This is a genomic window from Arcicella lustrica (genome assembly GCF_034930985.1).
GTDB classification, from domain to species: domain Bacteria; phylum Bacteroidota; class Bacteroidia; order Cytophagales; family Spirosomataceae; genus Arcicella; species Arcicella lustrica.
In genome coordinates, this window is the sequence record NZ_JAYGIM010000007.1 from 62,544 (window position 1) to 76,062 (window position 13,519).

The 13,519-nt window shown below is 35.7% G+C and carries 12 protein-coding genes; 3 read left to right on the forward strand and 9 right to left on the reverse strand.

Annotated elements, in window-relative coordinates; all coding sequences use genetic code 11:
- Nucleotides 1–23 precede the first annotated feature (23 nt).
- The 4 genes from VB798_RS09635 to uvrB all read right to left on the reverse strand — a co-directional run bounded on the left by VB798_RS09635 (nt 24) and on the right by uvrB (nt 4,678).
- Entirely contained in the window at nt 24–644 is a 621-nt protein-coding gene (locus tag VB798_RS09635; RefSeq protein ID WP_323258265.1) for a zeta toxin family protein, read from the reverse strand.
- Complete coding sequence (locus VB798_RS09640; RefSeq protein ID WP_323258266.1) at nt 637–900, reverse strand: hypothetical protein; 264 nt, start codon at nt 898–900, stop codon at nt 637–639. Before VB798_RS09640 ends, VB798_RS09635 begins: the two co-directional genes overlap by 8 nt.
- A gap of 116 nt (nt 901–1,016) precedes the next feature.
- Complete coding sequence (locus VB798_RS09645) at nt 1,017–2,447, reverse strand: amidohydrolase (RefSeq protein ID WP_323258267.1); 1,431 nt, start codon at nt 2,445–2,447, stop codon at nt 1,017–1,019.
- 203 nt (nt 2,448–2,650) lie between these two features.
- Nucleotides 2,651–4,678, reverse strand: a complete 2,028-nt coding sequence (gene uvrB, locus VB798_RS09650) for an excinuclease ABC subunit UvrB (RefSeq protein ID WP_323258268.1) — start codon at nt 4,676–4,678, stop codon at nt 2,651–2,653.
- A 185-nt stretch (nt 4,679–4,863) separates the two neighbouring features.
- Here uvrB and VB798_RS09655 point away from each other — a divergent pair, with 185 nt between their 5' ends.
- Both VB798_RS09655 and VB798_RS09660 read left to right on the forward strand, forming a co-directional pair.
- The gene (locus tag VB798_RS09655; protein WP_323258269.1) at nt 4,864–5,727 is read left to right on the forward strand and encodes a glycoside hydrolase family 16 protein; all 864 of its coding nucleotides are present in this window, start codon (nt 4,864–4,866) and stop codon (nt 5,725–5,727) included.
- A gap of 63 nt (nt 5,728–5,790) precedes the next feature.
- The gene (locus VB798_RS09660) at nt 5,791–7,179 is read left to right on the forward strand and encodes an alpha-L-fucosidase (RefSeq protein ID WP_323258270.1); all 1,389 of its coding nucleotides are present in this window, start codon (nt 5,791–5,793) and stop codon (nt 7,177–7,179) included.
- 105 nt (nt 7,180–7,284) lie between these two features.
- Here VB798_RS09660 and mazG read toward each other — a convergent pair whose 3' ends face one another.
- The 4 genes from mazG to VB798_RS09680 form a co-directional block, all read right to left on the reverse strand.
- A complete protein-coding gene (gene mazG / locus VB798_RS09665; RefSeq protein WP_323258271.1) occupies nt 7,285–8,091 on the reverse strand; it encodes a nucleoside triphosphate pyrophosphohydrolase in 807 nt (268 codons plus the stop codon).
- 88 nt (nt 8,092–8,179) lie between these two features.
- On the reverse strand, nt 8,180–8,773 hold the full coding sequence (locus VB798_RS09670; RefSeq protein WP_323258272.1) for a hypothetical protein: 594 nt from the start codon (nt 8,771–8,773) through the stop codon (nt 8,180–8,182).
- 296 nt (nt 8,774–9,069) lie between these two features.
- Nucleotides 9,070–9,861 (reverse strand): uroporphyrinogen-III C-methyltransferase, encoded by a 792-nt coding sequence (gene cobA / locus VB798_RS09675; RefSeq protein ID WP_323258273.1) that lies wholly within the window; start codon nt 9,859–9,861, stop codon nt 9,070–9,072.
- Between the two features lie 92 nt (nt 9,862–9,953).
- Entirely contained in the window at nt 9,954–12,059 is a 2,106-nt protein-coding gene (locus tag VB798_RS09680) for a nitrite reductase (protein ID WP_323258274.1), read from the reverse strand.
- 290 nt (nt 12,060–12,349) lie between these two features.
- Here VB798_RS09680 and VB798_RS09685 point away from each other — a divergent pair, with 290 nt between their 5' ends.
- The gene (locus VB798_RS09685; protein ID WP_323258275.1) at nt 12,350–12,802 is read left to right on the forward strand and encodes a hypothetical protein; all 453 of its coding nucleotides are present in this window, start codon (nt 12,350–12,352) and stop codon (nt 12,800–12,802) included.
- 66 nt (nt 12,803–12,868) lie between these two features.
- On the opposite strand, the gene VB798_RS09690 is transcribed toward VB798_RS09685, so the two are convergent.
- The gene (locus tag VB798_RS09690; protein ID WP_323258276.1) at nt 12,869–13,504 is read right to left on the reverse strand and encodes a hypothetical protein; all 636 of its coding nucleotides are present in this window, start codon (nt 13,502–13,504) and stop codon (nt 12,869–12,871) included.
- Nucleotides 13,505–13,519 lie beyond the last annotated feature (15 nt).

The window sequence follows — 13,519 nt, forward strand, 5'->3', positions numbered from 1 at the left end:
TTGTGAATGAGTGAATTGTGATTCTATGAAGGAAAACAAATCTTTGTCAAGTATGTTTCAAACCAATTGGGCAATAAACTTTGTTTAAATAATTGCTCCTGATTCGAATAATGGAACAATAAACTTGGAGAATTAAGTTGTGAATTATCAGCTATAATCAACTCATCTAATAGATCAAAATGAGAATTTAGTTGTATAAGATTTCCGTAATAATTTTTCTCAATTTCTTTAGAAGTAACATAATGCCCACCTGTTTTTACTCTTTCTGATACCCTTTTTTGAGATAACTCTACGTTATCAACCATTAGAAAAAACATCGTAATTCTATAGCCTGCTATTTTGAATTGTTCAATAGTTTTCCATGGAGAAGCTGTGCTAAAATGGCCTTCGTAAGCAAAATTTTTGTTCTCTTTGATTGCATTTTCTACTAAACTTTCAAATGCCTCAACAGTTGCTTGGAAGGCCAAGTCTCTTGCATATTTGGGCGATTTTATTTGAGAAGGAAATATTGCTTTTAACTTTTCAACAAAAAATTTATCCCCATCAAAAACGTCTAGTAAAGAAAATTCTTGAGGAAGTAAGTCTTTTGAAAGTGTTGATTTTCCTGCTCCATTTGCACCAGTTATGACAAATAAATTAGGCATTTTCAAGATGATATTTTGAGCGGATAATAGCAATCTCCGTGTTACTTAATTTTCTAACAGATGAGTAATCTCTAAAATCATTACTAAACTCCACAATTTCAATATGACCATCAGGGTATTCCATGTAGGCTTGATTTAAAGATAGTTCTCCCTTCCCTTCAATCATAAAAGGAAAACCTGCAAGGTGTTTTTGTTGACGAAGCATCATAATTGACTGCTCTATACGCTTATCAAAATTATATGTTAGTGTTTGCATATCCTTGAATTATTTTAATAGCAAATTACAAAAAATATCCCTTTAGTAATCAAAGTTTTTTGTTTCTCTCTGTGATTCTGTGGCACACAGAATCACAGAGAGTTATTTAACATTAATTACTTTCTATAATCCAAAGGAGGCTTTCTATCACCTGCTAAAGATTTGTATTCAAAAACTTTGGCGCCACGTCTTTTATATAATTCTTCTTTCGATTGTTCGATTAATTTAGTGTCTTTGAAGAGATTTTGAGCTGTTAAAGCTATCGTCTGAGCGGCATTTATCATACCTTTATGCCCGATACTCATGCCATTACAAGCAACAGCTTGCCAACTGTGTGCTGGTACGCCCGTCACCCAAGTAGCGGTTGATAAACCTGCTGTTGGCGTAACCCAACTAACATCGCCTACATCTGTTGAAGCTGGAAATGCTAAGCCAGAAGTATAGGGTTTTACTTCTTGTGCTGCAGTAAGTGGAGCAAGACTTTGTGAATTGACGGTCAAACGGATTTTTTCTGCAAATTCTGTTTCTTCGGGGGTATATTTTACACCGCCTACTTTTTCTAAGCTCTTTTGCATTTCTTTGGCTAATACATCGTTTGGCAATAAATTGTAAAGTCCTGCCAAAATTTCATAGTTCATTTTAGTTTCTGTTCCCAAAGCGGCTGCTTCTGCGGTTTTCATTAATCTTTTCCAGATTTCTTCTAAACCTTGTGCCGTTGGATTTCTGATGGTGTACTCTACCATGGCATAATCAGGAACGATGTTTGAGGTAAGCCCACCATTTTTGATAACATAATGAATCCTTGTTTCGGGCGAAATATGTTCACGCATGAGGTTTACCATATAATTCATGGCTTCAACGGCATCCAAAGCCGAACGCCCTTTTTCGGGACTCGCCGAAGCGTGTGCCGCCAAGCCAGAAAAACTAAAATTGGCTACTCTGTACGCTAATGAAGAATTCGGACTTGCATTATTATTATCGCCCGGATGCCAATGCAAAACAGCATCAATGTCTTTGAAAACGCCTTCTTTCACTAAATAGGTTTTGCCTCCGCCAGCACCTTCTTCGGCAGGCGTACCAATGAGGCGAATTGTTCCTTTGATTTTGGCTTTTTCCATCCAGTTTTTGGTAGCAATCGCCGCCGCTACCGAACCTACGCCAAAAAGATTATGTCCGCAACCGTGTCCATAGGCATTTACGTATTTGGCTTTTCGATACGGAACAGCTTCTTGCGACAAACCGGGCAAAGCATCCATTTCTGCCAAAATACCGATTGTAGGATAGCCCGAACCATAAGTAGCGACAAAGGCGGTTTTCATTTCGCCAACGCCTCTTTTTACTTCAAAGCCAGCACTGGTTAATTCGGAAATTAATAATTCTGAGGTTTTATCTTCCAAATAACCTGGCTCTGCGAATTGCCAAATTTTATCAGAAATAGCCGTGTATTTTGCATACTTCTGGTTGAGTTCATTCACAATTTCTTGCTGAGCAAAGCTCATACGACAGAGAAAAATACAAAGGATGAAGAGTGGTAAGGATTTTTTCATTGTTTAGTTTTGGTTGATGATTAGGAAACTTGTTATTCTAATAAATGGATAAAGGCATTCACGTTTAAACGTAATTATTCAAATCTTTCATTTAGGGTGCGACTTAAGTCGCACCCTAAATGAAAGATAACACTATTATTTAAAGATAGAATATTCTTTGGCATTCTGTTTCAGTCAACCATTCAAGCTTAAAATAAAGATTACTATTTCTCCGCAATCATCTTCTTCAAGCCCAACATTTCATCACGCAATTTGGCTGCTATAACGAAATCTAACTCCTTGGCAGCTTTTTCCATGTCGGCATTTACCTTTTTCAATTGCTTTTGTAATTCATCTTTACTCATATAAGCCATTACTGGGTCGGCCGCCATCGCTACTTCTTTGCTTTCGCCATAGTAATTGGTTTTCTTCGGTTTGCCCATTACATCCGCAATAGAAGTTTGCTCCATGATTTTCTCTTTCGATTTCAAAATGGTTTTTGGTGTAATGCCATTAGCCGTATTGTACTCCATCTGAATCGCTCTTCTGCGGTTGGTTTCATCAATGGCTTTTTCCATCGAACCCGTAATTCTGTCGGCATACATTAATACTTTGCCTTGGTCGTTTCGGGCAGCACGTCCTATTGTTTGAATCAAGGAACGAATATCACGCAAGAAGCCTTCTTTGTCGGCATCCATAATCGCTACCAAAGATACTTCTGGTAAATCTAAACCTTCACGCAATAAGTTTACGCCTACCAATACATCAAAAACACCCATTCTGAGTTCTCGCAAAATTTCAACTCTATCTAAAGTCTTTACTTCTGAGTGAATATATCGACATTTTACGCCTACTTTATCCAAGTATTTAGATAATTCCTCCGCCATTCTTTTGGTCAAAGTTGTTACCAAAACTCTTTCTTGGCGTTCTATTCTGAGATAGATTTCTTCTAACAAATCATCAATCTGATTCAAGCTTGGTCGTACTTCAATTTCTGGGTCGAGCAATCCTGTCGGGCGAATGATTTGCTCTACCACAACTCCTTCCGAACGCCTTAATTCATAATCGGCTGGCGTGGCTGAAACGAAAACCGTTTGACCAGTAATATTTTCAAATTCTTGAAAAGTAAGCGGACGGTTATCCATCGCCGAAGGCAAACGGAAACCATAATCCACCAAAGCTTCTTTTCTGGAACGGTCGCCTCCCCACATTGCCCGAATTTGTGGCATTGTAGCATGGCTTTCGTCAACGACCAAAATGAAATCTTCAGGGAAAAAATCTAATAAACAGAAAGGTCTTTGCCCAGCTTTGCGTTGGTCGAAGTAACGAGAATAGTTTTCAATGCCTGAGCAATAGCCCAATTCTCGCATCATTTCTAAATCAAATTCAGTTCTTTGTTTAATACGTTCAGCTTCTAATAATCGGTTTTCACTTTCAAAAAACTTGATTTGAGAAACCAAATCATCTTGAATATAATTGATGGCGTTCATCAACACATCTCGTCCAGTCACAAAAAGATTGGCAGGGAAAATCGCAATCATTTTTTCTTCCGAAATCTTCTTGCCAGTTTGTGGATTTATACGTTGAATGGCTTCAATTTCATCGCCAAAGAAAATAATTCTATAACCAAAATCAGCATAAGGCAAGCAAATATCCACCGTGTCGCCTTTTACTCTGAAAGTACCACGAGTAAATTCCACTTCGGTACGGGCATACAGAATTTCGACCAAACGATACAGAAATTGATTACGAGAAATGATTTCACCCACGCCAAAACGAAGAATACTTTTGCGATACTCCTCTGGATTTCCCATACCATAAATACACGAAACCGAAGCAATTACGATAACGTCTCTTCGTCCTGACATCAAAGCCGAAGTAGTTGCCAAACGAAGCTTGTCAATTTCTTCATTAATAGCAAGGTCTTTTTCGATATAAGTATTCGTAGAAGCGATAAAAGCTTCGGGCTGATAATAATCGTAGTAAGAAACAAAGTACTCTACGGCATTTTCTGGAAAAAACTGCTTGAATTCTCCATAAAGCTGTGCCGCCAAAGTTTTGTTATGACTTAAAATCAAGGTCGGGCGATTGAGTTGCGTAATCATATTGGCAACCGTAAAAGTTTTTCCCGAACCCGTTACTCCTAGAAGCGTTTGTGATTGTTCGCCATTCTGAACGCCTTCAACCAATTTTTCAATCGCTTGTGGTTGGTCACCCGTTGGCTTATATTCTGAAACAAGTTTAAAGTCCATGAATTATTCTTCTATAAATTATTGGATAATATGATTTTTGACGAAGTATTGCAGTCCAAAGCTTATTTAAAAGCATTCTTAAAATTACACAAAAGCACCTAAAAAAGATAGCTTTACAAAACAAACACAGATAGTTAATTGATAGTTTATTGGTAAATTAAAGCTCAATCTCAAAACATTTAATTATGAACAAACTAAAATACTGCATACTTTCTGGCATTTCGATCATGCTTTCTCTCAGCTACTCAAACAATGCGATTGCGCAATTAGCCAAGCATTCAACGCCAAAAGAAATTCTTCCATTTGTTTATCATTTCGAAAGTAAACCCGTTTGGTCAGACGAATTTGATTATGAAGGCTTGCCCGACCCTACTAAATGGAATTATGATGTTGGCGGAAGAGGTTGGGGAAACAATGAATTACAGTATTATACCAAAGAAAACCTGAAGAATGCCAGAGTAGAAAATGGCAAACTCATCATCGAAGCCATCAAAGAGAATTTCGATAAAAACACTTATACTTCTGCTCGTTTAGTAACGAAAGGGAAAGGTGATTTTCTGTACGGACGTTTTGAAATAAAAGCTAAACTTCCCTTCGGAAGAGGTACTTGGCCTGCCATTTGGATGTTGGCTTCAGAACAAAATTATAGTGATAAATTCTGGCCTGATAATGGAGAAATAGACATTATGGAACACGTTGGTTACGCCCCAGGCAATGTACATGCAACCGTACATACAAAAGCTTTTAACCACGTAATCGGAACACAAAAAGGCAAGGAAATGATGGTAAATGATTTTGATAAAGCATTCCATGAATATCGTTTAGATTGGACTCCACAAAAAATAGAAATGTACATCGACTCAAAACTGTATTTTACTTTTGAAAATACGGGTAAAGGTTTTGCAGAGTATCCTTTCGATAAAAAATTTCATTTACTACTGAATCTTGCTGTTGGTGGAAATTGGGGCGGAGCAAAAGGGGTGGATGAAAGTATTTTTCCACAAAGAATGGAAATTGATTATGTGAGAATTTATGCTTTAAAGAAGTAGAGTATTTTTAACCACATTAAACTTTAGAAAGAGTAAAACTCTAAAACAAATGTTTAATTAACTATGAAAAAACTATTCGCTATTTTCTTCCTCTCGCTAATTTTTAGCGATTTACAAGCACAAAAAAAGTACGAAGCTAATTGGGAATCCATCGATTCCAGACCAGTACCAACTTGGTTTGAAGATGCCAAATTTGGTATATTTATTCACTGGGGATTATTCTCTGTTCCTGCTTGGGGACCAACTGCCAAAGATGGTGTAGGTATTTATGACCGTTATTCAGAATGGTATTGGAAAGGAATTTCTGACCCAAATCGTAAAAGTTATGCGGCTTTTACGAAATTTCATAATAACACTTTTGGGAAAGATTTTAAATACCAAGATTTTACAAAAGACTTTAAATGTGAACTTTTTGACCCGAATGAATGGGCAAAAGTGTTTGATGATGCAGGAGCAAAATATGTTGTGCTAACCTCAAAACACCATGAAGGCTACACGCTTTGGCCAAGTAAAGAAGCTTGGAATTGGAATTCAGTTGACTTAAATCCACATCGTGATTTAGCGGGCGATTTAATGAAATCTGTTCGAGATAAAGGTTTACGGATGGGTTATTATTACTCTTTGTACGAATGGTTTAATCCTCTTTACAAAGAAAATGTTAATAAGTACGTTGACGAACACATGATTCCACAGATGAAAGATTTGGTAAATCGTTATAAACCAGATGTACTTTGGACGGACGGCGAATGGGACCATCCCTCGGAAACTTGGAAGAGTACCGCTTTCCTCTCATGGCTTTATAATGAATCGCCAGCTAAAAATGACATCGTAGTAAACGACCGTTGGGGCAAAGAAACAAGAGCCAAACATGGTGGAATTTATACAACAGAATACGATTTAGTTCACGACCAAAATTCTACTGGCATGGAAATTAATCATCCTTGGGAAGAATGTAGAGGCATTGGCTCTTCGTTTGGGTTCAGTAGAAATGAAATGCTAGATGATTACTCTACTTCAGAACAATTGATTCATATTTTGGTGGATAAAGTAGCTCGTGGTGGAAATTTATTGTTAAATATTGGTCCTGCTGCCGATGGAACAATTCCTGTAATAATGCAACAACGTTTGCGTGATATTGGTAAATGGTTGAAAGTAAATGGAGATGCCATTTATGGTACAAGAAAATGGACAAATGCTCCTAAAATTGAAAAGGAGAATACAATTTACTTCACTGCCAAAGGAAAAGATTTATACGTAATTACGACAAAATGGCAAGAATCGCCAATAACAGTTTCAGGCGTAAAATCAGGTAAAGTACAATTATTAGGTTTTAATGGAGCTGTAAAAAGTAGTGTAAAAGCTGGGAAATTAATCATTACTCCGCCAGCACTTTCTCCAGCCAAAAATCCTTGTGATTATGCTTGGGTTTATAAAATTGAGAATGTGCTTTAGGAAAAGTAATCGTTTGAAATTAAAATAAAAACCCGTCGGTCAAAGACTGACGGGTTTATTTGTTTCACTCTCAAAATTAAATTTTGACTTTTTGTCCTTCGTTGATTAGAGGCGTTTGGCTTCTTCCCAATACACATCCATTTCAGCTAAGGTCATATCTTGTAAGGCTTTGCCTTGTTCTTTTGCTCTTAATTCTAAATGCTGAAAACGCTTGATAAATTTTTTATTAGTTCTTTCCAGCGCTGTTTCAACATTGATGTTTATAAACCTTGCGTAATTTACCAAAGAAAATAGTAAATCTCCAAATTCTGCTTCGGCTTTCTCAATGTTAATTGCTTGGTTGTCAACAACGTTAAACTCATTCTTGAATTCATCCATTTCCTCTTCAACCTTTTCCCACACCTGATGTTTCTCTTCCCAATCAAAACCAGCACCTCTTGCTTTCTCCTGAATTCGCATTGCTTTTACTAAAGCTGGAAGCGATTTCGGTACTCCTTCTAAAACCGATTTATTACCTTCTTTGAGCTTTAGAGCTTCCCAATTTTGTTTTACTTGTTCTTCATTTTCAACTTTTACATCGCCATAAATATGTGGATGACGGTGAATTAACTTTTCACAAAGACTATTTATTACATCAGCAATATCAAAAGTATTCGTTTCAGAAGCAATTTTTGAATAGAAAACCAAGTGCAACATAACGTCACCAATTTCTTTCTTAATTTCCTTCATATCGCCTTCAATGATAGCGTCTGAAAGCTCATAAGTTTCTTCAATTGTTAAATGTCTGAGCGATTCAATCGTTTGTTTTTTATCCCAAGGGCATTGCTCTCTAAGTTCGTCCATAACCGTAAGCAGACGGTCGAAAGCAATTAATTGTGATTGTCGTTTTGTTGATAACGTATCAAAATCCATAAGTTGTATTTTAGAATACAAAAGTAATGGATTCTAACGGTTAAATGGAAACCTTATAGGTTTTAAAAACCTATAAGGTTTAAGAAAATTAATATTCCAGAATAGTATTGAGGGGTATTTTATTCTGTAGATGAAATTCTCTAAAGTATTCTTTATTTCCAAACCAACCAATAACTTCATCTCGTTTTAGACGAGTATTTTTATCAGAAAGCAGTGAATGATATGAAGAATAATACCAATCTTGTAATTCAGGTACAAATCCATGATTTACAGGGTTCTGATGAATATAATTAACAGTAGCAGTGAAATAATCATCTGAATCAATCAAAAACCTTTTAGTGTAGTCTATAAATAAAGCTCCTTTTCTATTAAATCTAATATTATAAGCTTTGGCATATCCATTAAGCAGATTACTGATTTTTTGCATCACATATTTATGTACATCATTATCAAACTTATCGTTTTGCCTTAACTCTTCCAAAGGTTTAATCTTTACAAGTAGATGAAAATGATTCGGCATGAGGCAATAGGAATAAGTTTCAATTGCATCAATAGTATGATGAATGTAGCGGTCTAAAAAATATTTATAATTATCAGCATTACGGAATAGATTTTCGTTGCCAACAGCATGATTAACAATATGATAAAATTGATTTGATTCAAAATTGACTAACCCTTTCATAAACTTAATTGTTGTAGTTAATAAAAACTTAGTAGAAATTCTTATTTCCAATTAAATATACGATTTATGTTGAGAATAATCTGAATGAAAAAACAGCTTTAGATGTTTTTGGGGAGTTAGGTTAGCTCTGTTTAGATGAATAAAATCTCCCGATTCTGTTGAAGAAGCTAATATTAACGTAGTAGGAGTTAATTACAATTAACCATTTAAGTAAACCTATAAGGATTTGTATTTTGTCTAGTAATAAGATTTTCAAACTCAAATCCTTATAGGTTTTAAACGAGCAATTATATTAGTTACTGATTACCCCCAGCATTTTTAGATAAAGCAGATAACTCCGTGAGATTAGCGTATTTCACTACTTCACCCAAAATAATCACTGCTGGATTTGATAATTGATTGTTTTCGGCTATTTCCTTCAAATCTTTTGCTACGCCAATTCCTACTTTTTGTTGATTAGTCGTGCCATTTTGGATAATGGCTACAGGTAAATTTTCTTTGCCAATTGCTTTACAAATTTCAGCCATTTGGCTTAATTTATTCATTCCCATCAATACTACAATGGTGGCACTCGTTTGTAATGCCATTTCTAAATCTTTTGAGAGCGAACCATCTGTTTTTGTACCAGTAATTACCCAAAAACTTTCGCTTACTCCTCTGGTTGTCAAAGGAATATTGGCATAACCCGCAGCCGCTACCGACGATGAAATTCCCGGAATATAAGCTGTTTCTAAACCAAAGCCTTTTGCATATTCTATTTCTTCCATCCCACGCCCAAAAATAAAAGGGTCACCACCTTTTAAGCGTACCACGTGTCCGTACATGTAAGCCTTTTCAACAATTAAAAAATTAATGGCATCTTGTGAATGACTTTCACCTGGGCGTTTACCCACATAAATTTTTTCTGTATCAGGCTTACAATAATCTAATAATTCATTATCAATTAAAGCATCATACAGCACCACATCTGCATCCTTCAAAGCCTTGATGGCTTTAAGGGTTATCAAATCTGGGTCACCCGGCCCTGCACCCACTACTGTTAGCTTAGGTTTGGGGTCTAAAGTATTAAAATGTTCTAAACCAGTCATAATTACTTATAAATACAAATGGTGAATAAATAGGGTCAGAATAAAGCCTATTCACTCACCATTGATGATTGATTTCTACTATAAAAGGTAAATTATACCAACGTTAATTGGTCACGATATGCCTTTGCTAATGCCAAGAAAGCCTCAGCATCTTCTACATATTTTGTAGCAAATTCTTGTGAAGGTTCGTTTTGGTTAATTTGTAAAACCAATTCTTTAAATGTTTTGCCACTTAAAGAAATCTCACCAGTCGCCACAAATTGCTCGTCGAATTTATCAATTACGCCACTTTGAGTAGAGGCACTTACCGATTTGTCTAATAATAAAGCTTTTGCCGCACTTACAAATACGCTATAAGCATGATAGATTGAATCTGCCCAACGATTTTCATCGTAAGCAGCTTTTGTCCAATCCATTTTCTCTACAGATTCTAATAACAAAGTAGCCACTAAATCTATAATTACGCTGGCACATTCACCAACACCAATTTCTGTTTGGAATTGTTCAGATGCACCCCAGTCGATAAAATCATCTTCTTTCAAAGTAGTTAAATCTGCTACTGGTTTCAACAAATTATAGAAGTATTTTTCACCCTGACGGTCATAATAATCATTGAAGTATTCGCCCTCGTTAGCGTTTTCTTCATAATTATTCAATACTACTCTCAATACTTGTGGTCCACGTTTTGAAGGCACTTTAATTACTTTATCAGCTACACGCCCAACGCCATCTCCTACTGTTCCACCACCTAACAATACTTGTAGGGCTGGTAAAACACGCTTATCAGCTGCTTTTAAAGACGAACCGTGGAAACCGATATTTGCCATACCGTGTTGTCCGCAAGAGTTCATACAGCCTGAAATCTTGATTTTAATATCGCTATTATGAATCAATTCAGGGAAGTCTTCAGTAATAACGGCTTCTAATTTTGAAGTAATGTTTGTACTATCTGAAATCGCTAAATTACAAGTGTCTGTTCCAGGACAAGCAGTAATGTTTGCCATCGAATTAGCACCTGCTGCTGCAAAACCATGTGCTTCTAATACTGAATATACATAATATAGATTAGCTTCAGGAACGAATTTCAACATCAAACCTTGATTGATGGTTACTCTTACATCATCAGCAATATAGCCTTCTAATTGTTCGATTAATGAACGAGAAGTTGTTGAATGAATATTTCCGTTCAAGATTCTAACATAAACACCATAGAAACCAGTTTGCTTTTGTTCGAAAGTATTGGTTGCTTTCCACAAATCGTAAGCTGCTTGATTCATTATAGCTACTTCCGAAGCTGTTTTAGAAGGCAACGCATCTGCTTCTACATTCCATTTTCCAGTTTCAGTATCAACTTCGAATGATTTACTTTTTAAAGATTTCCATTCTGCTTGAATCAATTCTGTTAGTTTTTCAAAACCAATTTTTTGAATTAAGAATTTGATACGTGCTTTATGACGAGAGTTTCTTTCGCCATGACGGTCGAATACTCTTAATGTTGCTTCTAAGAAAGGAATAATTTGGTCAGCAGCCAAAAAGTCGAAAGACGTTTTAGCTAACATTGGTTGCGCACCTAAACCTCCGCCCAATACTACTTTAAAACCACGTTTTCCATCTTGGATTTTAGGAATAAAACCCATGTCGTGCATATAAGTTAAGGCAGTATCTTCGTCGGTATTTGAGAATGCAATTTTGAACTTTCTACCCATTTCCTGACAAATTGGATTTCTCAAGAAATAACGGAAAGTTGCATCTGCATAAGGACTAACATCAAAAGGCTCATTAGGGTCTATACCTGCTGAAGGCGAAGCTGTTACGTTTCTTACTGTATTTCCACAAGCTTCACGAAGCGTAATATCATCTTCTTCTAATTTCGACCATAATTCTGGAGTTCTATCTAAAGAAACAAAGTGAATTTGTATATCCTGACGAGTAGTTAAATGAAGATTTCCAGTAGAATATTCGTCTGAAATATCAGCAATACGTTTCCACTGTTTGAAAGTCATTTTTCCATAAGGCAACTTAATACGAACCATTTGAACACCTTGTTGGCGTTGGCCATAAACACCTCTTGCCAGACGAAGGCTACGGAATTTTTCCTCGTGAATTTTTCCTTCACGGAATAATTCTATTTTGCGAGCCAAGTCAATAATATCTTTCTCTACAAGTGGATTTTCGAGTTCAGTTCTGAAACTTTGCATGATTTTCTTGATATTTTTTAGCTTTTTACTTTTCCAGAGGAGCATAAAAAACCTTCCTATTACTCTATTAATTATATAGATTTAAGGCAAAATTAATCAAGAAAGTTCGGCAAGCAAGATTTTTTTAGAAAAAAATGTTTGCTTTTTTTGCTAAAGCCTTCATAATTATTGGCTTTTAAAAATATGACAGAAAGGGCTTTAGCTAAAATAGCCTTTGGAAGGGGACTAAAATACAGTAAGAATTATACTATATTTGTAAGTGTATTTGACTTAAAACAACCCTGAAAAACATGAAACAAAGCTTCTTTGCCTTGATGGCTCTTTTAACAATTAGTCTATCTGCTTGTACTGAAACCAAAAAAATTGCCGAACTACAAGATCAAATTCGTCGTCAAGAAAGTCAAATTACGAAAGAACGACAAGAGAATTCTGAATTAAGTAGTTTCCGTTTTAGTTTAGAAAGTCAGTTTAAGAAGAAAAACGATGAGTATCTCAAATGTCAAGAAGATAGCAAAGAAACCTTTGAAGCGTTAAGTTTAAAGTACAATCGTTTATTGGATGATTATACCAAATTACAGACCTCATACAAATCATTGAACGAAGCCTATGAAACCAGTAAAGAAAATGCGGCTTCGGTAATTATGGAATTGGAAGAAAAAACAAGACAGAAAACAGTAAGAGTAACGAAAAGTACAAAGAAAACGAAGACAAGGGCTAGAAGTAAAAAGCGCCGTCGTAGATAATAACAATACCATAAAAAAGGGATTTCAAAGCTGTTTGAAATCCCTTTTTTATGGTATGCAAATAAATTATTTTTCACTCAAAATCTTCAAATGTTTTGGGTCGGCTAATCTTACTACTTCTTTTTTAGAGAATTTAATCACCCATAAGCCCAGAAAAGAGCCATCTTTTTTGAACGCTAAACTATCCATCTTGGCTTTTGCGCCGATTGTATTAAGTTGCTTTTTATCCAGTTTCAATAAACTTTTATTCGCCATAATTGGTGAAGTATAGTAAAAAAAGGCTTCATCTTCCGACTTCTGAATATTATCAATTTGTGGAATATTATGTTCAACATTATATTGATAAGCATCAAGCGTTTCATTGATTTTTTTATCCCAAGCAGGATTTTTTAATTGTAACGGGCTACCAGAAACAATTTCCACCCTGTAAGCTTTCGCTAAAGAATCTTTCAAAGTAGTATCTTGAAGATTTTTAGATAAATCTGCATTTAGTTTTTTTACGATGGTACTCCCCCATTCATCTACTTGTGCTGTAAATTGTGCTGGTGTAATCCGTTTTACTTCTCGTTCATGCAATTCCTTTACAGCTGCCGTTGTATCAATACGTTTACTGAAATCGCAACTTATCAACAGTATATTTGCAAAAAGTAGTAAAGAAATATAGTGGGTAATTGAAGAGAAAAATGAAGGGTTCTGTTTCATGTTTTGTTTTGACCT

Bases quoted from the DNA above. Each gene is read 5' to 3' on its own strand.
- VB798_RS09655 (WP_323258269.1), top strand. From the start codon at position 4,864: ATGAACAAACTAAAATACTGCATACTTTCTGGCATTTCGATCATGCTT.
- VB798_RS09690 (WP_323258276.1), bottom strand. From the start codon at position 13,504: ATGAAACAGAACCCTTCATTTTTCTCTTCAATTACCCACTATATTTCT.
- mazG (WP_323258271.1), bottom strand. From the start codon at position 8,091: ATGGATTTTGATACGTTATCAACAAAACGACAATCACAATTAATTGCT.
- VB798_RS09635 (WP_323258265.1), bottom strand. From the start codon at position 644: ATGCCTAATTTATTTGTCATAACTGGTGCAAATGGAGCAGGAAAATCA.
- VB798_RS09680 (WP_323258274.1), bottom strand. From the start codon at position 12,059: ATGCAAAGTTTCAGAACTGAACTCGAAAATCCACTTGTAGAGAAAGAT.
- cobA (WP_323258273.1), bottom strand. From the start codon at position 9,861: ATGACTGGTTTAGAACATTTTAATACTTTAGACCCCAAACCTAAGCTA.
- VB798_RS09670 (WP_323258272.1), bottom strand. From the start codon at position 8,773: ATGAAAGGGTTAGTCAATTTTGAATCAAATCAATTTTATCATATTGTT.
- VB798_RS09640 (WP_323258266.1), bottom strand. From the start codon at position 900: ATGCAAACACTAACATATAATTTTGATAAGCGTATAGAGCAGTCAATT.
- uvrB (WP_323258268.1), bottom strand. From the start codon at position 4,678: ATGGACTTTAAACTTGTTTCAGAATATAAGCCAACGGGTGACCAACCA.
- VB798_RS09685 (WP_323258275.1), top strand. From the start codon at position 12,350: ATGAAACAAAGCTTCTTTGCCTTGATGGCTCTTTTAACAATTAGTCTA.
- VB798_RS09645 (WP_323258267.1), bottom strand. From the start codon at position 2,447: ATGAAAAAATCCTTACCACTCTTCATCCTTTGTATTTTTCTCTGTCGT.
- VB798_RS09660 (WP_323258270.1), top strand. From the start codon at position 5,791: ATGAAAAAACTATTCGCTATTTTCTTCCTCTCGCTAATTTTTAGCGAT.